Source organism: Salmonella sp. A1325, from assembly GCF_056991255.1.
The window spans coordinates 98,500-116,499 of sequence record NZ_JAMLWO010000012.1; the positions used below are offsets into that span (position 1 = coordinate 98,500).

18 protein-coding genes are annotated in these 18,000 nt (G+C 54.1%); 10 read left to right on the forward strand and 8 right to left on the reverse strand.

Translation table 11 applies throughout. The features are described from left to right. Positions 1-8: 8 nt before the first annotated feature. The 4 genes from menB (at position 9) to pmrD (ending at position 3,547) form a co-directional block, all read left to right on the forward strand. Positions 9-866, forward strand: a complete 858-nt coding sequence (menB, locus tag NAZ64_RS19690) for a 1,4-dihydroxy-2-naphthoyl-CoA synthase (RefSeq protein WP_000640013.1) — start codon at positions 9-11, stop codon at positions 864-866. Next, complete coding sequence (gene menC / locus NAZ64_RS19695) at positions 866-1,828, forward strand: o-succinylbenzoate synthase (protein WP_483641018.1); 963 nt, start codon at positions 866-868, stop codon at positions 1,826-1,828. The genes menB and menC overlap by 1 nt, the downstream gene beginning before the upstream one ends. Further along, positions 1,825-3,192 (forward strand): o-succinylbenzoate--CoA ligase, encoded by a 1,368-nt coding sequence (gene menE, locus NAZ64_RS19700; RefSeq protein WP_220569756.1) that lies wholly within the window; start codon positions 1,825-1,827, stop codon positions 3,190-3,192. Before menC ends, menE begins: the two co-directional genes overlap by 4 nt. Positions 3,193-3,289: 97 nt before the next feature. Next, positions 3,290-3,547 carry a signal transduction protein PmrD gene (gene pmrD, locus NAZ64_RS19705; protein WP_000455132.1) on the forward strand — a complete coding sequence of 86 codons (258 nt, stop codon included), beginning with the start codon at positions 3,290-3,292 and terminating at the stop codon, positions 3,545-3,547. On the opposite strand, the gene arnF is transcribed toward pmrD, so the two are convergent. Genes arnF through arnB form a run of 7 tightly spaced genes read right to left on the reverse strand, consistent with a single transcriptional unit; the run spans position 3,542 to position 10,894 of the window. Further along, positions 3,542-3,919: a 4-amino-4-deoxy-L-arabinose-phosphoundecaprenol flippase subunit ArnF gene (gene arnF, locus NAZ64_RS19710; RefSeq protein WP_000538692.1), complete on the reverse strand. Its 378-nt coding sequence runs from the start codon at positions 3,917-3,919 to the stop codon at positions 3,542-3,544. The two genes, pmrD and arnF, sit on opposite strands and share 6 nt — an antisense overlap. Next, on the reverse strand, positions 3,919-4,254 hold the full coding sequence (gene arnE, locus NAZ64_RS19715) for a 4-amino-4-deoxy-L-arabinose-phosphoundecaprenol flippase subunit ArnE (RefSeq protein ID WP_000580685.1): 336 nt from the start codon (positions 4,252-4,254) through the stop codon (positions 3,919-3,921). The genes arnF and arnE overlap by 1 nt, the downstream gene beginning before the upstream one ends. Continuing rightward, positions 4,251-5,897, reverse strand: coding sequence for a lipid IV(A) 4-amino-4-deoxy-L-arabinosyltransferase (gene arnT, locus NAZ64_RS19720; protein ID WP_000978056.1), 1,647 nt, complete (start codon positions 5,895-5,897; stop codon positions 4,251-4,253). The genes arnE and arnT overlap by 4 nt, the downstream gene beginning before the upstream one ends. Continuing rightward, on the reverse strand, positions 5,894-6,793 hold the full coding sequence (gene arnD / locus NAZ64_RS19725) for a 4-deoxy-4-formamido-L-arabinose-phosphoundecaprenol deformylase (RefSeq protein WP_000169760.1): 900 nt from the start codon (positions 6,791-6,793) through the stop codon (positions 5,894-5,896). Before arnD ends, arnT begins: the two co-directional genes overlap by 4 nt. Next, positions 6,790-8,772 carry a bifunctional UDP-4-amino-4-deoxy-L-arabinose formyltransferase/UDP-glucuronic acid oxidase ArnA gene (gene arnA, locus NAZ64_RS19730; RefSeq protein WP_483641019.1) on the reverse strand — a complete coding sequence of 661 codons (1,983 nt, stop codon included), beginning with the start codon at positions 8,770-8,772 and terminating at the stop codon, positions 6,790-6,792. The genes arnD and arnA overlap by 4 nt, the downstream gene beginning before the upstream one ends. Further along, positions 8,769-9,752 (reverse strand): undecaprenyl-phosphate 4-deoxy-4-formamido-L-arabinose transferase, encoded by a 984-nt coding sequence (arnC, locus tag NAZ64_RS19735; protein WP_000458893.1) that lies wholly within the window; start codon positions 9,750-9,752, stop codon positions 8,769-8,771. Before arnC ends, arnA begins: the two co-directional genes overlap by 4 nt. 2 nt (positions 9,753-9,754) lie before the next feature. After that, positions 9,755-10,894, reverse strand: coding sequence for a UDP-4-amino-4-deoxy-L-arabinose aminotransferase (gene arnB / locus NAZ64_RS19740; RefSeq protein WP_001279301.1), 1,140 nt, complete (start codon positions 10,892-10,894; stop codon positions 9,755-9,757). Positions 10,895-11,192: 298 nt separating this feature from the next. On the opposite strand from arnB, the gene pmrG reads away from it, so the two are divergent. Next, complete coding sequence (pmrG, locus tag NAZ64_RS19745; RefSeq protein WP_000879260.1) at positions 11,193-11,798, forward strand: lipopolysaccharide core heptose(II)-phosphate phosphatase PmrG; 606 nt, start codon at positions 11,193-11,195, stop codon at positions 11,796-11,798. Between the two features lie 45 nt (positions 11,799-11,843). Here the strand turns inward: pmrG and nudI are convergent, their stop codons facing one another. Then, entirely contained in the window at positions 11,844-12,269 is a 426-nt protein-coding gene (gene nudI, locus NAZ64_RS19750) for a nucleoside triphosphatase NudI (RefSeq protein WP_001249905.1), read from the reverse strand. A 278-nt stretch (positions 12,270-12,547) separates the two neighbouring features. On the opposite strand from nudI, the gene NAZ64_RS19755 reads away from it, so the two are divergent. The 5 genes from NAZ64_RS19755 (at position 12,548) to NAZ64_RS19775 (ending at position 17,997) form a co-directional block, all read left to right on the forward strand. Next, positions 12,548-13,090 carry a YfaZ family outer membrane protein gene (locus NAZ64_RS19755; protein ID WP_001562414.1) on the forward strand — a complete coding sequence of 181 codons (543 nt, stop codon included), beginning with the start codon at positions 12,548-12,550 and terminating at the stop codon, positions 13,088-13,090. Between the two features lie 114 nt (positions 13,091-13,204). Then, on the forward strand, positions 13,205-14,401 hold the full coding sequence (locus NAZ64_RS19760) for a nicotinamide mononucleotide deamidase-related protein YfaY (RefSeq protein WP_000935679.1): 1,197 nt from the start codon (positions 13,205-13,207) through the stop codon (positions 14,399-14,401). A gap of 249 nt (positions 14,402-14,650) precedes the next feature. After that, entirely contained in the window at positions 14,651-15,433 is a 783-nt protein-coding gene (locus NAZ64_RS19765; protein ID WP_000894173.1) for an IclR family transcriptional regulator, read from the forward strand. A gap of 13 nt (positions 15,434-15,446) precedes the next feature. After that, positions 15,447-16,652, forward strand: coding sequence for an L-rhamnonate dehydratase (rhmD, locus tag NAZ64_RS19770; RefSeq protein ID WP_220569758.1), 1,206 nt, complete (start codon positions 15,447-15,449; stop codon positions 16,650-16,652). A 55-nt stretch (positions 16,653-16,707) separates the two neighbouring features. Continuing rightward, complete coding sequence (locus tag NAZ64_RS19775) at positions 16,708-17,997, forward strand: MFS transporter (RefSeq protein ID WP_000028931.1); 1,290 nt, start codon at positions 16,708-16,710, stop codon at positions 17,995-17,997. Positions 17,998-18,000 lie beyond the last annotated feature (3 nt).

Sequence of the window (18,000 nt, forward strand, 5' to 3'; positions counted from 1 at the left end):
GACACACTATGATCTATCCTGATGAAACAATGCTTTACGCACCGGTAGAATGGCACGACTGCTCGGAGGGTTACACCGACATTCGTTATGAAAAATCCACCGACGGTATTGCAAAAATCACTATTAATCGTCCGCAGGTGCGCAATGCATTTCGTCCGTTGACCGTCAAAGAGATGATTCAGGCGCTGGCGGATGCCCGTTACGACGACAACGTGGGCGTGATTATTCTGACCGGCGAAGGCGATAAAGCGTTTTGCGCGGGCGGCGACCAGAAGGTGCGCGGCGATTACGGCGGTTATCAGGATGACTCCGGCGTGCATCACCTGAACGTGCTGGATTTCCAGCGCCAGATTCGCACCTGTCCAAAACCGGTTGTCGCGATGGTCGCGGGATATTCCATCGGCGGTGGTCATGTGCTGCACATGATGTGTGACCTGACCATCGCGGCGGAAAACGCCATCTTCGGCCAGACCGGTCCGAAAGTCGGCTCCTTTGACGGCGGCTGGGGCGCTTCGTATATGGCGCGTATCGTTGGTCAGAAGAAAGCGCGTGAAATCTGGTTCCTGTGCCGCCAGTACGATGCGCAACAGGCGCTGGACATGGGGCTGGTTAACACCGTTGTGCCGCTGGCGGATCTGGAAAAAGAGACCGTGCGCTGGTGCCGCGAAATGTTGCAAAACAGTCCGATGGCGCTGCGTTGCCTGAAAGCGGCGCTGAATGCCGATTGTGACGGTCAGGCCGGGCTGCAGGAGCTGGCCGGCAACGCTACCATGCTGTTCTACATGACTGAAGAAGGGCAGGAAGGCCGTAACGCCTTTAACCAGAAGCGTCAGCCTGACTTCAGCAAATTCAAACGGAACCCATAATGCGTAGCGCGCAGGTATACCGCTGGCAGATCCCCATGGACGCGGGGGTGGTTCTGCGCGACAGGCGGTTAAAAACTCGCGATGGGCTGTATGTTTGTCTGCGTGACGGCGAGCGTGAGGGATGGGGAGAGATCTCCCCGCTGCCGGGCTTCAGTCAGGAAACGTGGGAAGAGGCGCAGACGGCGCTCCTGCCATGGGTGAACGACTGGCTTCAGGGGAGCGAGGGATTACCGGAGATGCCTTCGGTCGCGTTTGGCGCAAGCTGCGCGCTGGCGGAACTGACTGGCGTCTTGCCGGAGGCGGCGGACTATCGCGCCGCGCCGTTATGCACTGGCGATCCTGACGATTTGGTGCTGCGGCTTGCCGATATGCCCGGCGAGAAAATCGCTAAGGTCAAAGTGGGTCTCTATGAAGCGGTACGCGACGGCATGGTGGTTAATTTGCTGCTGGAGGCGATCCCGGATCTGCATCTGCGTCTGGATGCGAATCGCGCCTGGACGCCGCTAAAAGCCCAACAGTTCGCAAAGTATGTTAATCCGGACTACCGCGCTCGTATCGCCTTTCTCGAAGAACCGTGTAAGACGCAGGATGATTCCCGCGCCTTTGCCCGTGAAACCGGCATCGCGATTGCCTGGGACGAAAGTCTGCGCGAAGCGGATTTCACCTTTGAAGCCGAAGAGGGCGTCAAGGCTGTGGTTATCAAACCTACGCTGACCGGATCGCTTGATAAAGTGCGTGAGCAAGTCGCTGCCGCCCATGCGTTGGGACTGACGGCGGTCATCAGCTCTTCGATCGAGTCCAGCCTCGGCCTGACGCAACTGGCGCGGATTGCCGCCTGGTTGACGCCGGGAACGCTGCCTGGACTGGATACCTTGCATCTGATGCAGGCGCAACAGGTTCGTCCCTGGCCCGGTAGCGCGTTGCCTTGTCTGAAGCGTGATGAGCTGGAACGACTGTTATGACATTCACGGACTGGCCGTGGCGCCACTGGCGTCAGGTTCGCAGTCAGGCGCCCGCTCTGCGCCTGAACGATGAAGTGCTAAGCTGGCGCGCCCTTTGTGAGCGTATTGATGCGCTGGCGGGCGGGTTTGCCGCGCAGGGCGTACGCGAGGGCGATGGTGTCCTGCTGCGCGCCGGGAATCAGCCGCGCACTGTGTTGGCATGGCTTGCGCTGATGCAGTGCGGCGCGCGGGTTCTGCCCGTCAATCCGCAGTTGCCCCAGACATTGCTGGAGGCGCTGGTGCCGAAGTTAACGCTGCGTTTTGCGCTGACACTGGAAGGCGAAAACGTATTTTCCGGGTTAACCGCGTTGCAGATACAAAAGAGCACAGCGGCGTATGCCGTGGCCTGGCAACCGCAGCGTCTGGTTTCTATGACGCTGACATCGGGTTCCACAGGATTGCCAAAAGCGGCTGTACATACGTGCCAGGCGCATCTTGCCAGCGCGCAGGGGGTGCTTTCGCTAATGCCGTTTGGCCCTCAGGATGACTGGCTGCTATCGCTGCCGCTGTTTCATGTATCCGGGCAGGGTATTATGTGGCGTTGGCTCTTCGCCGGGGCGCGCATGACGGTACGCGATAAGCAACCGCTGGAGCAGATGCTGGCAGGGTGTACTCATGCTTCGCTGGTGCCGACGCAGCTATGGCGGTTGCTGGCGAATCGGGCGGCGGTGACGCTGAAAGCCGTTTTGCTCGGCGGCGCGGTGATTCCGGTTGAACTCACCGACCAGGCCAGCAAACAAGGGATTCGTTGCTGGTGCGGGTATGGGCTAACGGAGTTCGCGTCTACGGTATGCGCCAAAGAGGCCGATGGTTCGGATGATGTGGGCGCGCCGCTTCCCGGCAGAGAGATCAGAATCGTCGATAATGAAGTCTGGCTGCGCGCCGCCAGTATGGCGGAAGGTTACTGGCGTGATGGCAAACTGATCCCGCTGGTTAATGACGAGGGTTGGTTTGCCACGCGCGATCGCGGCGAGCTGAACCACGGCAGGCTAACCATCGCCGGGCGGCTGGACAACCTGTTCTTTAGCGGCGGCGAAGGCATTCAGCCGGAGGAAGTCGAACGCGTTATTAACGCGCATCCGCTGGTGCAACAAGCCTTCGTCGTGCCGGTAGAAGATAAAGAGTTTGGTCATCGTCCCGTTGCGGTTGTGGAGTATGCATCGCAGGCCGGAGACGTGAACCTCGCTGAATGGGTTCGCGATAAGCTGGCGCGTTTTCAGCAGCCGGTTCGCTGGTTGACACTGCCGTCAGAACTGAAAAACGGAGGGATTAAAATATCTCGCCGTGCGCTCCAGCAGTGGGTGTGTGAGAGCTGTAAAAATTAATGTTAGGTTAATATACAACCATTCCATCGCTATTGCCGTTTTGTTTATCCGTTGATGTGTAACGTGTTATGAACAATCAGCGTGAAACGGGGGCGCTATGGAATGGTTGGTTAAGAAATCGCATTATGTCAAAAAGAGGGCGTGCCATGTTCTGGTGCTGTGCGATAGCGGCGGTTCGCTAAAAATGATCGCCGAGGCGAATTCCATGATATTACTGAGTCCCGGCGATATCCTGTCGCCTTTACAGGATGCGCAGTATTGTATTAATCGGGAAAAACACCAGACCTTAAAAATCGTTGATGCACGCTGTTATTCCTGCGACGAATGGCAGCGATTGACGCGCAAGCCATCATGATCTGGCGGGCAGAAAAATCAGCATTACCCCCGCCATAATGCACAATACGCCGAGCATCGCTTTTAGGCTGAAAGCGCCTTGCAAACCGGGTAACAACATTGAGGCTACCCAGACAAGCACATAGCTGAGACTCAGCAGCGCATAGGCTTTGCTGAGCGCGAGCGTGTGTAATGTTTTATGCCAGCAGAAGACGGAAACCAGATACCCCGCCAAACCGGCGAATAGTGCCAGGGTCGCGGCATTAAATGCGCCCAGTCCGGAAATAAACGCCAGTGGATGCGCTATCGATGGCAGCCGCATCATGGCGAATCCTAAACTCAACTGGGCGAGGGAGGCAATCGCAACGCTTATCAGTCCCCACATTACGCCCATTATGCCGCACTCCCCAGAATGATAATGCCGCTGATAATCAATGCGACGCCCAACCAGTGGCGGGGCGGAACCTGTTCATGCCAGATTTTCCATGCCGCCAGCGTGACCCAGACAAAATTCAGACTCAACATCGGGTAAGCAATTCCCACCGGCAGGGTTTGTAGCACCAGCAGCCACAGCACCATCGCTGCACCCATGCATATCAGCGCCAGGCCCAGCCACAGCATCAGGTGACGGCGGCGTCCGCCCGCCGTCAATGGCCGTGTCGCTTGCTTCTGGCAGAGCTGACCGCCAACGCTGAGCAGACTGGCAAGCACCAGAACGACGCCGATCATTTAGGCCGATACTGAATTAACACCAGACGCCCCTGATAATCAATATTGTCCGCAGGGGGAAGGGAAAGAGCGCTGATGTCTTCATCTTTGGCTATTGAAAGTACTAGCGTAATAATGCCCTCCTGACGATGCTGGTTGAGCCAGGCGTTAAAATCGTCGGCTTTAACGAATTTATCCTGCACATCAGGATAGCTAAGACCATACCTGAGTTCGCCCGCGTGTCCGTAGAGCATAATATCGTCTCGTTTCAGACTCCAGGCCAGCCCGGCGGCGACGCCGACGTTGTCGACAAGAATATAGCGGCTTGATGCCAAAGGCGCCTGGGTCATTTCGACAAAAAACTGTGGCTGTTTGGACTCCATCACCCTGTCGGGGACGGAAAAGCCGAACAGCAGCGCCAGTCCCAGCGGACAAAACGCGGGTAATAGGTATTTTTGGCTATGACAGAGGCTATACCAGCCCACAAACGCCCAAACAGTAAAGACGCCCCAGACGCAAAAAACTTTATAGGTTTCGATATGCGTCCACACCGGCGATTTCAGCGGGCCCCATGAGGAGACGACAAACGCCGCGACGATCCCGACTAACCCGAACACCAGGTTGATCCCGCCGTTGACACGTAGCGCGGCGACGCCTTCTTTTACGTTATGCAGGACGAAGCGCGCCATGAGTATCGCTATCGGTGCGAAACAGGAAAGAACATAGGTGGGCAGTTTCCCTTTCGCAATACTGAAAAAGAGAAGCGGCATGATCGTCCATCCGAGCAAATAGAATGCGCCGTTTCGCTCGCGCCAGCCCAGTTTAAGCGCGCCAGGCAGTAACCCCAGCCACGGTAAACTTCCCGCGAGCAGTACCGGCAGATAGTACCAGAAAGGGGCTTTATGCTGGGCATCGCTCATGGCGAATCGCTGGATATGCTCCACCCAGAAAAAGTAATGCCAGAAATCGGCTTCGCGTCGCGCAATGGCGATCGCCCAGGGAAGGACAACCACAAAGCAGCTCAAGACCGCTAGCCAGCCGTAAAGCAAAAAGTCCTTCCAGCGTTTCTGGACAATAACCCACGGCAGCACGCTCACCACCGGTACGGCCAGGGCGAGGAAGCCTTTAGTTAATACACCCAGACCGCAGGTTGCGCCCAGTAGTAAAAACATCCCAATCTTGCCCGTTCGGGTCGTGGCCTGCATCCCCTGCCAGAAACAACACATCCCGGCCGTAAGCCAAAGCGCGATCATCGGGTCGAGTACCGCATACGTCCCGATACTGTAAACGGCAAAGAGGGAGAGAAAGATAACGGAGGCGAGCAACGCGGTACGTTTATCCCGCCATAAGCGGAACGTCAGCCACGCCACCAGCGCTGCGGCCAGCAATGTCGTTAAAATAGCGCCAGCCCGCACGCCAAAATTGGTGGCGCCAAAAAGCCACTGACCCAGACTGTTTATCCAGTAACCGGCTATCGGTTTTTCAAAATAACGTAATCCCAGAAAATGCGGCACGATCCAGTCGCCAGACGCCAGCATCTCCCGACTTATTTCGGCATAGCGCGTTTCATCCGGCTGCCAGAGCAGGCGGCTATTGACAGGAATAACATAGTAGAGCGCAATAAACGCGGCGAAAGCCAGATAATAGCGTATCGATTTCATCATGAGGCGCTCGCGGCCTGTTGACACCCCAGCCAACCTTCACGGCCAGGGATGTGCCCACGTACAATTTGCCCCAACGGCAGAGACTCAGGCGATGTCGGCAGCAGTTCGCCCAGAGGACAAAAGGTGATCCCCGCGTCACGTGCACGAACGAGCAAATCTTCAAACAGCGGCTGATGGACAATACCTTCGACTTCCGCATGGATGGTATATACCGGCGTGCCTTTGTCCTGCAACATACGGGAGATAATCCAGGTATTGAACGACTGCGCCTGAACGGCGGGGCCGATAACCTCATCCCACGTGGGTAAGGTGACGGGGATTTGCGGCGTCCCTGTCTGGCCCGGCATCAGTAGCGGACGGAATAAGGTGGTTCCACGGCAATCGCTGTTATACCGCAGGTTGAACGGTTCTTTCGCACGAACAACGCGCCCATCCGCTCGCCAGCCGGCCGCAGCTGAGCAGGTGACGGGTTTTCCGATAATGGCCTCAAGCGCCGTTATGCCGCGCGCAATATCTTCTTCAAGCTGGCGGATACTCCAGTGGCCGCTGTGAGTCTGCCACGCATGGTGATCCCAGGCATGTAGTCCCGTCTCATGGTATGTTGCCGTTTCACGAATAATCCCGGCATTGGCGTTGCCGATATTTTTTCCCGGCCAGGCGGTACCGGCCAGCAGAATATCCCAACCGTAGAGCGAAGCGGCGTTTGAACGTAGCATTTTCCATAAAAATCGCGGTTTTATCAGACGCCAAAGATGACGTCCCATATTGTCCGGCCCGACGCTGAAGAAAAAGCTGGCCTGAACGCCGTGGCGATGCAATGTCGCCAGCAGCCGGGGGACACCTTCACGCGTTCCTCGCAAGGTATCAACATCAATGCGTAAACCGACTTTCGTCATGATGCGCGTTCCGCGACATCTACGCTGCGCAGGAAGAAGTCCAGCGTTTCTTCAACCGTATCACGCATCGCAATAGACGGTTCCCAGTCCAGACAGCGCCTGGCATTGTCGATACTGGGTTTCCGGTGTGCGACATCCTGATAACCCTTGCCGTAATAACTACGGCTTTCGACGACCTGGAAACCGGCAAACGGTGGGAAATGGCAGCGCAGCGGATGCTTATCAAAACTGTCGAGCAACAGCGTCGCCAGTTCCTGAATACTGGCTTCGTTTTCAGGGGTGCCGATATTAATGATTTTGCCATCGCACCGATCGCCCTCATTCACAATAATGCGGAACAATGCTTCGATCCCGTCACGAATATCGGTGAAACAGCGCTTCTGCTGACCGCCGTCGATAAGCTTGATCGGCGTCCCTTCTACCAGGTTCAGAATCAACTGCGTTATCACGCGTGAACTGCCGATACGCGCCGCGTTCAGGCTATCCAGCCGCGGCCCCATCCAGTTAAAGGGACGGAAAAGCGTGAAGCGCAATCCCTCTTTTTCGCCATAAGCCCAAATCACCCGGTCGAGAAGCTGTTTGGAAACGGAGTAAATCCAGCGTGGCTTATTCACCGGCCCGACGATCAGATTCGATTTGTCCTCGTCAAAAGAGGCGTCCGTACACATGCCGTACACTTCAGAGGTAGACGGGAAAACCACGCGTTTACGGTATTTCACGCAATAACGAATAATCCGCAGATTTTCTTCAAAATCAAGTTCAAAGACGCGCAGCGGGTTACGGGTGTATTCAATCGGGGTAGCAATTGCTACCAGCGGCAGTACGACATCACATTTTTTGACATGATATTCGATCCATTCTGAGTGGATGCTGATATCTCCCTCCACGAAATGAAAGCGAGGGTGGAGCAGGAATCGGCTAATGGCGTTGCTGCCGATATCCATACCGTAGACCTCGTAATTCTCTTCATTCAGTAACCGTTCGGTCAAATGATTGCCGATAAAACCGTTGACGCCGAGGATGAGAACGCGAATGCGACGTTTACCGCTGGTCGCTGATGGACGGTTCAAACGCGCGCCCGCCACCAGACCAAGCGTCTGTGCAAGCTGCGAGCCCTGTACAGTAATACCGTCTCCGGCCTGGCCGGTAATAATCTCCAGCGCGCCATCGGCGCAGGCGACCCGCAGCGGAGAGACCGAAATTACCGAGCCGGGAAGCGCGCCCTGTGCACCCGGACAAATTCGGGAAGACCAGATAGTGAATTTTTGCGAGCCGTTATAGCTGAACGCGCCGGGCCAGGGGGCGGCTACCGCCCGCACCAGGTTATACACCGTGGAAACCGGTTTGTGCCAGTCGATAAGGCCATCTTCCGGCCTGCGGCGACCATAATATGTAGCGTCAGATTCACGCTGAGGAACAGAAGGTATATCGCCGCATTTCATGGTGGGCAGGACGCTATTAAGCAACTGGCGCGCGGCCTGACATAGCTTATGATGCAGGGTAAGCGCAACATCGTCCTGCGCAATAGCGACGCGTTGACTGGCGACAATCTCTCCGGCGTCGGCACGTTTGACCATACGATGTAGCGTTACGCCCGTTTCGCTTTCGCCGTTAACCAGAACCCAGTTTAGCGGCGCACGGCCACGATAGGCAGGCAATAGAGAACCATGCAGATTGAACGCGCCAGCCGGGGCGAGGTGCAGAATTTCTTCGCTTAACAGGTTACGGTAATAGAACGAAAAAATAATATCCGGCGCAAGTTCAGCGATGCGGTCGACCCAGATAGGATGGTTTACGTTATCCGGCGCATAAACCGGAATCCCTAATTCTGCCGCCAGCCGGGAGACGGAGCCAAAAAAGGTGTTTTCCGCAGGATTGTCGGCATGAGTGAAAATCGCGGCAATCTCATACCCGGCATCCAGTACGGCCTGCACACCCTGACATCCCATATCGTGATAGGCAAAAATAACGGCTTTCATTGGTGACTTTCCTCAGTAAACGGCGTGCTTTCCGGGTAGATAACTTGTTGAACAAAATAGCGGGGGCGGGCGCGGACATCGTTATAAATGCGACCGATGTATTCGCCCAGCAGTCCCATGCCGATGAATTGCGCGCCGATGAAGGTAAACAGGACGGCAAAGAGCATAAATACGCCTTCCGCCGCCCACTGCGGTCCCAGCGCCAGGCGAAGTACAATAAGCAATACCGACAGGCTAAATCCGCCGATGGCGATAACACTGCCCAGCAGGCTCAACAGGCGCAGAGGCGTCGTCGTCAGGCAGGTCACCAGGTCATACATCAGGTTAATGAGACGCATAAAACTGTATTTAGAGTCGCCAAATTCACGTTCAGCGTGATGCACCGGGATTTCGGTAGCCCGACGAGCGAAAATGTTGGCCAGAATAGGGATAAAGGTGCTGCGTTCATGGCAGCGCAACATAGTATCGATAATAGGGCGGCGATAGGCGCGTAACATGCAGCCGTAATCGCCCATCGCTTTGCCCGTTGTGCGCTGGATCAGCAGATTAATGATTTTTGACGCCGATTTGCGAAACAGGCTGTCCTGTCGGTTCTGTCGCACGGTGCCTACCACATCGAACCCTTCATCGGCCTTCGCCACCAGGCGCGGGATCTCTTCCGGCGGGTTTTGCAGATCGGCATCCAGCGTAATGATAAGATCGCCGCTTACATGGCTAAACCCCGCCATAATCGCTGCATGTTGACCGTAGTTACGGTTGAGTAAAATAGAGATGATATGGCTATCGGCCTCCTGGGACGCCTTAACCATCAGTTCCGCCGAGCTATCGCTGCTACCATCATCTATCAATAAAATCTCCCACGCTTTGCCCAGACTCTCGCAGGCGGTGGTGGTGCGTCTTATCAATTCCGGCAGGCTTTCCTGTTCGTTATAGACAGGAATAACCACCGAGACTTTTTTTATGGGGGCGGCGTCAAACATGCTTATTGTCCTGCTATCTGATGAAGGGCGGTAATGACCCGATCAAAGTCACTCTCGGTCATGTCCGGGAAGAGCGGCAGTGAGCAGATCCGCTCGCTGTTCCACTCGGTGTCAGGCAGCGTGAGCGTTGGGAAACGTTCGCGATAATATTTTTGCGTATGCGCGGCGCGGAAATGCAGTCCTGTGCCGATGCCTTTCGTTTTCAGCGATGCCATCAGAGCATCCCGGGTAATACCGCAGCGGGTTTCATCGACCCGGATAATGAATAAATGCCAGGCGTGAATATGTTCCCACGCCGGAAGGCTCAGAGGCTGAAAAGGCAGGTCTGCCATTGCCTGGTGGTACTGCGCTGCGATGGCGGCGCGGCGAGCGTTAAGCGCATCCAGTTTCTGTAACTGGGCAAGCGCGATAGCGGCGTTGAGGTCGGGCAAATTATATTTGTAGCCCGGCGCCAGGACTTCCGCTTGTGGCGCGCGTCCTCCGCTCTGTCGATCCCAGGCATCAACGCCAAGCCCGTGAAACTTGAGACTGCGCAGTTTATCGGCGAATTGCGGGTTATCCGTGACGACGATACCGCCTTCAGCGCAGGTAATGTTCTTAATGGCGTGGAAGGAGAAAATCGCGGTGCCCCGGGCGCCAATGTGGCGACCTTTGTAGCTGGTTCCTGTCGCGTGCGCCGCGTCTTCAATCACCGGAATGCCATAACGCTCGCCAAGAGCGTAAATAGCGTCCAGATCGGCGGGCGCGCCAGCGTAGTGGACGGGGATAATTGCTTTGGTTTGTGGCGTAATCGCGGCTTCGATATGTTCAGGCGTGACCATCAGCGTATCGCGATCGACATCGACCATGACAGGGTTCGCGCCGAGTAAAACGATCATATTTAGCGTAGAAACCCACGTCATTGACGGTGTAATGACCTCGTCGCCTTCACCAATGCCCAGCGCCATCAACGCGATGTGCATACCGGCAGTGGCTGAACTGACGGCAACGGCATATTGATTGCCTGTTAGCCGACAAAACTCCGCTTCCAGTTCCTGATTTTTCGGGCCGGTTGTTATCCAACCTGAGTCCAGTACGGTCTTAACGGCAGCGAGCTCTTCCGCGCCCATCGCCGGACGAGAGAAAGGCAAAAAGTCCGACATCATTTTTCCTTCAGCCATTGAAAGCCGCTTTTCAAATATTTCGGGAATAGAAAAGGGCTTATTTTTTAACGCATTTAACTGAACCCTACTGGATGAATATTAAATTAACATTAAGAAATTAAGGTGAAGTAAAAAGATAATTTTTAATGGAATTATGCTTTGCTTTCGCCGAAAGTTTAAGGCATTTTATGCATGCCCAAAAGCTGTTTTTATGTTTCTGGTCTGGTCTTCCGTCGCGGGATTTCATTTTAATCGTATTGCTATTAAGTTAGCTGCACTGTTTGCCTGAGAGGTTAATGTGCTGGCATTTACCCTACGCTTTATTAAAAACAAACGCTATCGCGCGACTCTGGCGGGGGCGTTGGTTATTATCGCCGGGTTGATCTCACAACATGCCTGGAGTGGTAACGGTCTACCGCAGATTAACGGTAAAGCGCTGGCGGCGCTGGCGAAGCAGCATCCGGTAGTAGTGTTATTCCGCCATGCCGAGCGGTGCGATCGTTCCGATAATACCTGCCTGTCAGACAGTACGGGGATTACGGTCAACGGTGCGCAAGACGCCAGAGCGCTGGGTAAAGCCTTCAGTGCCGATATACAAAATTACAATCTCTATTCCAGTAATACGGTGCGCACCATCCAGTCGGCAACCTGGTTTTCTGCGGGCAGGTCGCTTACGGTGGATAAAAAAATGATGGATTGCGGCAGCGGTATTTATGCTTCAATCAATACGTTACTGAAAAAGTCGCAGAATAAAAATATAGTCATTTTTACCCATAATCATTGTTTGACGTATATTGCAAAAAATAAGCGCGGCGTAAAGTTTGATCCGGACTATCTTGATGCGCTCGTTATGCATGCGGAAAACGGAAAACTCTTTTTAGATGGTGAATTTGTTCCCGGCTAGCCGGCATGTTAAAAGCGTAAAGACAGCCTGAAGCGGCTGTCGTCATTATAATAACCCTTTCAATGCTAATGTGTGGCGTGTCGCTACATTCAAATCATACAGCGCCAGTTCTTCTGGCTTGACCCAGGCGTAGTCCTGAAATTCATCGTTAATACATATATCGCGATTAGCGGAAACACAGTCGAAGATGAGATAAATCATATAAATCTCTTCTTGTCTGCCATCCGCGTACGTTTTAACACGGATATCGTCGCGGAAGGTCCACGGCGTAATATCGCTCAGAATCAGTTGTTCGCCGAGTTCTTCCCGAACCTCCCGACGCAGCGCCTCTTCAATGCGTTCGCCTGGCTCGACCCCACCGCCCGACAGCGCCCACTGACCGGGAAAGACGCCGCGGTTGTCGGCCATTTTGCACAGCAGATAACAGCCATCATTTTGAATTAATGGGCAAACTATAGTTCGTTGACGCATAAGTCGCTTCCTTAAACCACCAGGTCATCAGCTTAACAAATCATTCTGCGAAATTCTTTGTGAAAAATGGAAGCGATAACGCAGACTGCGTTTTTGGTTAATTTTGTTGATGCAGGCGTCGCCATGTGATGGCGCAATGATGCGTCATGGCGAAAGTAGTATTTCGTTACAATATGTTTTTGGAATGGTTTCTTAGTGCATTGATTCCTCAGCGTCTGGCAGTACAATTCTGCCGTTTTGGGGAGTTTTTCTTTATGTGCTTGCTGGAAAGGGTAAAAATGAAAAAAAGCATATTATTAGGTTTTGCCGGAATGCTGTTCGTTTCTGCATCGGCGCAGGCTATCAGTATTAGCGGCCAGGCGGGCGAAGATTACACCAACATTGGCGTGGGTTTTGGTACGGAATCGACGGGTCTGGCGCTAAGCGGTAACTGGATGCACAACGATGATGATGGCGATGCTGCGGGCGTGGGTCTGGGGCTGAACATCCCGGTTGGACCGCTGCTGGCGACGGTCGGCGGTAAAGGTATTTATACCAATCCGAAAGACAGTGATGAAGGCTATGCGGCGGCTGTCGGCGGTGGGTTACAATGGAAAATCGGCGACAGCTTCCGTCTGTTCGGCGAGTATTATTATTCACCAGATTCGCTGTCCAGCGGTATCGAAAGTTATGAAGAAGCGAATGCAGGCGCGCGTTTCACCATTATGCGCCCGCTGAGCATTGAAGCCGGTTATCGTTACCTGAACCTGGCGGGTAAAGACGGCAACCGCGATAATGCGATTGCTGACGGCCCTTATGTTGGCGTAAACGCCAGCTTTTGATGCTAACGGCGCGGCAATCGTCGCGCCATATTCCTCCTGTTCCCGTCATTCTTCTTTCCACGTCCTATTCCTCTTTGCGTTATAGTGTTTTCATCATAAGAGCAGGAGAACACAATGCTAAATGTGGAAATGCTATCCACCGGGGATGAGGTGTTGCACGGACAAATCGTTGACACCAATGCCGCCTGGCTGGCTGATTTTTTCTTTCATCAGGGCGTTCCGTTATCACGGCGAAATACGGTAGGCGATAACCTGGACAGTCTGGTCGCTATCTTGCGTGAACGCAGTCAACATGCTGATGTTTTGATTGTTAATGGCGGGTTAGGGCCGACCAGCGATGATTTAAGCGCGCTCGCCGCGGCAACGGCAAAAGGCGAAGGATTAGTACTGCACCAGGCGTGGCTGACCGAAATGGAACGTTATTTTCAGCAGCGCGGTCGTGTGATGGCGCCGAGCAACCGTAAACAGGCGGAACTGCCTGCCAGCGCGGAGTTTATTAATAATCCGGTCGGCACTGCCTGTGGATTTGCGCTACAGCTCAACCGCTGCCTGATGTTTTTCACCCCCGGCGTACCGTCGGAATTTAAGGTTATGGTGGAGAAGGAAATCTTACCGCGGTTACGCGCGCGTTTTTCGCTGCCGGAGCCGCCGCTTTGCCTGCGGTTAACGACTTTTGGACGTTCAGAAAGCGACCTGGCGCAGCGTCTCGACGCATTGCCATTGCCGCCCGGCGTGACGATGGGGTATCGCTCATCAATGCCTATCATTGAACTGAAGTTAACCGGCCCGGCGACGCAACGGGAGGCGATGCTGGCGTTATGGCCAGAGGTCAAACGGGTTGCCGGGCAGAACCTGATTTTTGAAGGTACGGAAAACCTGCCGGCGCAAATAGCCCGCCGCCTGCAGGAAAGGCAGTTGAGTCTGACGTTGAGCGAGCAATACACCAGCGGCTTACTGGCGCTACAGCTTTCCCGCGCCGGGGCGCCGGTTCTTGCCAGCGAAGTCGTTCCTTCTCAGGAAGAGACGCTGGCGCAAACGGCGCACTGGACGACAGAACGGCGCAGCAATCATTATGCCGGTCTGGCGCTGGCCGTGTCGGGGCTGGAAAACGAACATCTTAATTTCGCGCTGGCGACGCCGGATGGCACGTATGCCTTACGCGTGCGTTTTAGCGCCAATCGGTATAGTCTGGCAATACGTCAGGAGGTCTGCGCGATGATGGCGCTAAATATGCTGCGCCGCTGGCTTAATGGTGAGGACATTACCAGCGAGCATGGCTGGATAGACGTGGTTGAATCATTGACATCATAATCCCTTTCTCTTATCTGCGATGGGAACGACATCGTGAGCCGGATAAGGCCGCTATGCCATTATCCGGCAATATTATCTGCTTTTTTGTCCAGCCAATTGTACTGAATACAAAGTAATACGTGCGTTAATTCACATTTATATGGTTAACCCTTCCACTCCGTTGGAAGGCGGATAAGCTTTGACGCGCTTCACAATTTTTTCCCTACTGACCTTTCACACTGATTCCAGTGTCTCAGACTGGAGTCCAATATGTTGGAATCAAGTAAAGTCCCGGCTCTTACTCGCGCAATCGACATCCTCAATTTGATCGCGCGTATTGGCCCATGCAGCGCGGCAATCATTATTGAAACGCTGCGTATTCCAAAAAGCACCGCGTACCTGCTGTTGAATGAATTAAAACGTCAGCGATTTATTAGCCTCGATCATCAGGAGAACTACTGCCTGTGGACTAAGCTCGTTGAATTGTCGGGCCATGCGCTCAGCAAGATGGATCTGCGGGAGCTGGCGCGTCCTCGTCTAACACAACTGATGGATGAAACCGGGCTGCTGTGTCACTTGGGGATCATCGACCACGAAAATGCGTATTACATACTGAAAGTGGAATCCTCATCCACTATCAGCGTGCGCTCGCATGAGGGGAAAAGCCTCTCTCTTTATCGTTCCGGCATCGGCAAATGCCTGCTGGCATGGCAGCCGGCCGCCGTACGCAAAGCCATTATTGAAAAAATGGTATGGGAGCGAGCCACGCTGACCACCATCACCGAGCCGCAACAATTGAATGATGAGCTGGAACGCATTCGCCAGCGTGGATGGAGCTTTGATAACGGGGAGGATTATCCGGATGTCCGCTGCGTTGCCGCACCGGTATTTAATGCCAGAAACGAACTGACCGCGGCAATTTCAGTGGTCGGCACGCGCCTGCAAATCAACGAAGAGAATCTTGATTATTTGGCCGGTAAAGCTATTGCCTGTGCCAAAGATATTTCACGCCTGTTGGGATGGAAAAGTCCCTTCGACTCACTCGCATCTTAAAATGGAGAATATTATGACTCTTCCTAAAATTAAACACGTTCGAGCCTGGTTTATTGGAGGCGCTACCGCAGAGAAAGGGGCTGGCGGCGGGGATTATCACGACCAGGAAGGAAATCACTGGATTGATGACCATATCGCCACTCCCATGAGCAAATATCGCGACTATGAGCAGTCTCGTCAGTCTTTTGGAATCAACGTGTTAGGGACGCTGATTGTCGAAGTAGAGGCGGAAAATGGGCAGACGGGGTTCGCCGTTTCGACAGCAGGGGAGATGGGCTGTTTTATCGTAGAAAAACATCTTAACCGGTTTATTGAAGGCAAATGCGTAAGCGATATCAAACTTATTCACGATCAGATGCTCGGCGCGACCATGTACTACTCCGGTTCCGGCGGTCTGGTGATGAACACGATTTCCTGTGTGGATCTGGCGCTGTGGGATCTGTTTGGCAAGGTGGTTGGGCTGCCGGTTTATAAATTGCTGGGCGGAGCGGTGCGCGATGAAATTCAGTTTTACGCCACCGGCGCACGCCCGGATCTGGCTAAAGAAATGGGCTTTATCGGCGGTAAAATGCCGACTCACTGGGGACCGCACGATGGTGATGCGGGGATCCGTAAAGATGCCGCGATGGTGGCGGATATGCGTGAAAAGTGCGGGCCGGATTTCTGGCTGATGCTCGACTGCTGGATGAGTCAGGATGTGAACTATGCGACTAAACTGGCTCACGCCTGTGCGCCATTTAATCTCAAATGGATTGAAGAGTGTCTATCGCCGCAGCAGTATGAAGGCTATCGCGAATTAAAACGCAACGCGCCTGCAGGGATGATGGTTACCAGCGGCGAACACCATGGTACGCTGCAATCCTTCCGCACTCTGGCAGAAACCGGCATTGATATTATGCAGCCGGATGTTGGCTGGTGCGGCGGATTAACCACGCTGGTTGAGATCGCCGCGCTTGCCAAATCGCGCGGGCAACTGGTGGTGCCGCACGGTTCGTCTGTCTATTCGCACCATGCAGTTATTACTTTCACTAATACTCCTTTCAGCGAGTTCCTGATGACCAGCCCGGACTGCTCCACCCTGCGTCCGCAATTTGACCCGATTCTCCTGGATGAGCCAGTGCCGGTGAATGGACGCATCCATAAATCAGTGCTGGATAAGCCGGGCTTCGGCGTCGAGCTTAACCGTGACTGTCACTTGAAACGCCCTTATAGCCACTAATAACTCGTGCGTTGCCTTTGTACGGCAACGCCCTCATCCTGTTGAGGATATTGCTATGAGCATCACTTTACTTGACGGCGTAGTGAAGAAAAACCGCGCACGTTTAATTCCTTTTATGTTGGCACTGTATGTACTGGCGTTTCTGGATCGTTCAAATATTGGTTTTGCCAAAGAGACCTATCAGATAGATACCGGGCTAAGTAATGAAGCCTACGCGCTAGGGGCCGGTATTTTCTTTGTGGTTTACGCTTTCCTTGGCGTACCGGCTAACCTGCTGATGCGCAAATTTGGCGCAAGAACCTGGATCGGCACGACTACCCTGCTGTGGGGCTTTCTCTCTGCTGCGATGGCCTGGGCGGATAGTGAAGCAAAATTCCTGATAATCCGCACGCTATTGGGCGCGGCGGAGGCTGGATTTTTCCCCGGCATGATCTATCTAACTTCACAATGGTTCCCGCAGCGTAACCGTGCCAGCATTATGGGGCTATTTTATATGGGCGCGCCGCTGGCGTTAACGTTGGGTTCGCCGCTCTCCGGCGCTCTGCTGGAGATGCATGGTTTTATGGGGCACCCGGGATGGTTCTGGATGTTCGTTATCGAAGGCCTACTGGCGATTGGCGCAGGGATATTCACCTTTTTCTGGCTTGATGACACTCCGCAGCAGGCGCGTTTTCTTAGCCTGGAAGAAAAGAACGCGCTTATCAGGCAACTGGCGAGCGAAGAAGAGAAAAAGGTCACGTCAAGGCTTGCGGATGCGCTGCGTAATGGACGCGTCTGGCAACTGGCTATTATTTATCTGACGATTCAGGTGGCGGTATACGGACTCATCTTTTTCCTGCCTACCCAGGTTGCTGCGCTATTGGGCACTAAAGTGGGCTTTACCGCTTCGGTGGTAACAGCGGTTCCCTGGGTGGCGGCTTTGCTTGGCACATGGCTTATTCCTCGCTACTCCGACCGTACCGGCGATCGCCGTAACGTTGCGGCAGTGACGCTACTGGCTGCGGGCATTGGCATTGGCCTGTCAGGTCTGGTTTCTCCGGTGCTCGCTATTCTGGCGCTCTGTGTTGCAGCAGTAGGATTTATTGCCGTTCAGCCCGTATTTTGGACCATGCCAACGCAGCTACTTTCCGGTACGGCTCTGGCGGCAGGAATTGGTTTCGTTAATCTGTTTGGCGCTGTGGGCGGTTTTATTGCCCCAATTCTGCGCGTAAAAGCGGAAACGTTGTTTGCCAGCGATGCGGCGGGCCTGCTGACGCTGGCCGGAGTCGCCATCATTGGCTCATTAATTATCTTCACGCTGAGCGTTAATCGTCCGGTGGCGCAATCCGGCGCTGCGCATCATTAATCT

Excerpts from the sequence above, each read along its gene's own strand:
- NAZ64_RS19775 (WP_000028931.1), top strand. The coding sequence starts at position 16,708 with ATGAGCATCACTTTACTTGACGGCGTAGTGAAGAAAAACCGCGCACGT.
- NAZ64_RS19760 (WP_000935679.1), top strand. The coding sequence starts at position 13,205 with ATGCTAAATGTGGAAATGCTATCCACCGGGGATGAGGTGTTGCACGGA.
- pmrD (WP_000455132.1), top strand. The coding sequence starts at position 3,290 with ATGGAATGGTTGGTTAAGAAATCGCATTATGTCAAAAAGAGGGCGTGC.
- arnB (WP_001279301.1), bottom strand. The coding sequence starts at position 10,894 with ATGTCGGACTTTTTGCCTTTCTCTCGTCCGGCGATGGGCGCGGAAGAG.
- arnT (WP_000978056.1), bottom strand. The coding sequence starts at position 5,897 with ATGATGAAATCGATACGCTATTATCTGGCTTTCGCCGCGTTTATTGCG.
- menB (WP_000640013.1), top strand. The coding sequence starts at position 9 with ATGATCTATCCTGATGAAACAATGCTTTACGCACCGGTAGAATGGCAC.
- NAZ64_RS19765 (WP_000894173.1), top strand. The coding sequence starts at position 14,651 with ATGTTGGAATCAAGTAAAGTCCCGGCTCTTACTCGCGCAATCGACATC.
- menC (WP_483641018.1), top strand. The coding sequence starts at position 866 with ATGCGTAGCGCGCAGGTATACCGCTGGCAGATCCCCATGGACGCGGGG.
- nudI (WP_001249905.1), bottom strand. The coding sequence starts at position 12,269 with ATGCGTCAACGAACTATAGTTTGCCCATTAATTCAAAATGATGGCTGT.
- arnD (WP_000169760.1), bottom strand. The coding sequence starts at position 6,793 with ATGACGAAAGTCGGTTTACGCATTGATGTTGATACCTTGCGAGGAACG.
- arnC (WP_000458893.1), bottom strand. The coding sequence starts at position 9,752 with ATGTTTGACGCCGCCCCCATAAAAAAAGTCTCGGTGGTTATTCCTGTC.
- arnF (WP_000538692.1), bottom strand. The coding sequence starts at position 3,919 with ATGGGCGTAATGTGGGGACTGATAAGCGTTGCGATTGCCTCCCTCGCC.
- arnA (WP_483641019.1), bottom strand. The coding sequence starts at position 8,772 with ATGAAAGCCGTTATTTTTGCCTATCACGATATGGGATGTCAGGGTGTG.
- NAZ64_RS19755 (WP_001562414.1), top strand. The coding sequence starts at position 12,548 with ATGAAAAAAAGCATATTATTAGGTTTTGCCGGAATGCTGTTCGTTTCT.
- menE (WP_220569756.1), top strand. The coding sequence starts at position 1,825 with ATGACATTCACGGACTGGCCGTGGCGCCACTGGCGTCAGGTTCGCAGT.
- arnE (WP_000580685.1), bottom strand. The coding sequence starts at position 4,254 with ATGATCGGCGTCGTTCTGGTGCTTGCCAGTCTGCTCAGCGTTGGCGGT.
- rhmD (WP_220569758.1), top strand. The coding sequence starts at position 15,447 with ATGACTCTTCCTAAAATTAAACACGTTCGAGCCTGGTTTATTGGAGGC.